Source organism: Nocardia sp. NRRL S-836 (assembly GCF_001279525.1).
GTDB lineage: Bacteria > Actinomycetota > Actinomycetes > Mycobacteriales > Pseudonocardiaceae > Lentzea.
Map to the genome: position 1 here is coordinate 1 of NZ_LGDY01000178.1, position 1,302 is coordinate 1,302.

Sequence of the window (1,302 nt, forward strand, 5' to 3'; positions counted from 1 at the left end):
CTTGGGTTCAAGAGGTCGTTGCAACACCTGAGTTGAGGGGTTGCGGTGGACTTCGAGATCCGGAGTGATCGGGGACCGCAGGGCCGGAGGAAGTTGGCCCGTGAGCGGGAGCTTTACCTTTCCCTGATGGATCAGGGAATGAGCAACACTCAGGCCTGCCGGGTCGTGGGAATCAATGAGCGGACCGGGCGTGAGTGGCGTCATGGACGGCCGGAAGGCCGTGTGAAGAGGTCCCGTCCACCAGCGCGCAAGACGGCGTCGGTGGACGGGACCTCGTCTCGTTTCCTGACCGAGGACGAGCGGATCGTGATCGCGGACCTGCGGCGGGCGAAGGTGGCGATGCGGGTGATCGCGGTGCAGCTGGGCCGGCCGGTGTCGACGATCAGCCGGGAGCTCAAACGGAACTCCCACCAGGTCAGCGGCGATTATCGGCCGCATGCCGCGCAGGCTCGTGCCGATGCGCGCAGGGCTCGCCCGAGGGGCGGGAAGATCGCCGCGTGCCCCGAGTTGCGGGAGACGGTCCAGGAGTGGCTGGGGCTGGAATGGAGCCCGGAACAGATCAGCCATAGCCTGCGCCTGCAGTTTCCCGACCGGCCGGAGATGCAGGTGTCGCACGAGACGATCTACCAAGCCCTCTATGTCCAAGGCCGCGGTGAGCTGCGGCGCGAGCTCACGCGGGCGTTGCGCACCGGCCGCGCCTACCGCAAACCCCAGACCAGGCCCGATCAGCGCACATCCCGGTTCACCGCGCCTATGGTGATGATCAGCGACCGTCCCGCCGAGGCGGAAGACCGGGCGGTTCCAGGGCACTGGGAAGGCGATTTGATCATCGGCAAGGACCAGAAGTCACAGATCGGCACCCTGGTCGAACGCGCGACTCGCTATGTGATGCTCGTGCACCTGCCCACCGACCGCACCGCCGAAACCGTCCGCGACGCCCTGGCCGCCACCATCGCGAGTCTGCCCGCCGAGCTGAAACGCTCGCTGACCTGGGACCAGGGCGTCGAAATGGCCCTGCACCACCAGTTCAGCACCGCGGCCGAGCTGCCGGTCTACTTCTGCGATCCGCACAGTCCCTGGCAACGCGGCTCCAACGAGAACACCAACGGCCTGCTACGCCAATACTTCCCCAAGGGCACCGACCTGTCGGTGCACACCGCCGAACACCTCAACGCGATCGCCGCCAGACTCAACGGCCGCCCACGCAAAACGCTCGGCTGGGACAACCCAGCCGAGCGCCTCGCTAAGCTCCTGGTCAAAGCCAGTTGATCACTTCTGTTGCAACGACCCCTTGAAAGCGCC

Annotated in this window: 1 protein-coding gene; it reads left to right on the forward strand. The window is 66.3% G+C overall.

The genetic code is table 11. From position 1 onward, the window contains the following. Window positions 1-126: 126 nt before the first annotated feature. Complete coding sequence (locus ADL03_RS44635) at window positions 127-1,269, forward strand: IS30 family transposase (protein WP_369809100.1); 1,143 nt, start codon at window positions 127-129, stop codon at window positions 1,267-1,269. The last annotated feature ends 33 nt before the right edge of the window (window positions 1,270-1,302 follow it).

What these genes read in the sequence shown, in the direction of transcription:
- ADL03_RS44635 (WP_369809100.1), top strand. Translation starts at nt 127, where the DNA reads ATGGATCAGGGAATGAGCAACACTCAGGCCTGCCGGGTCGTGGGAATC.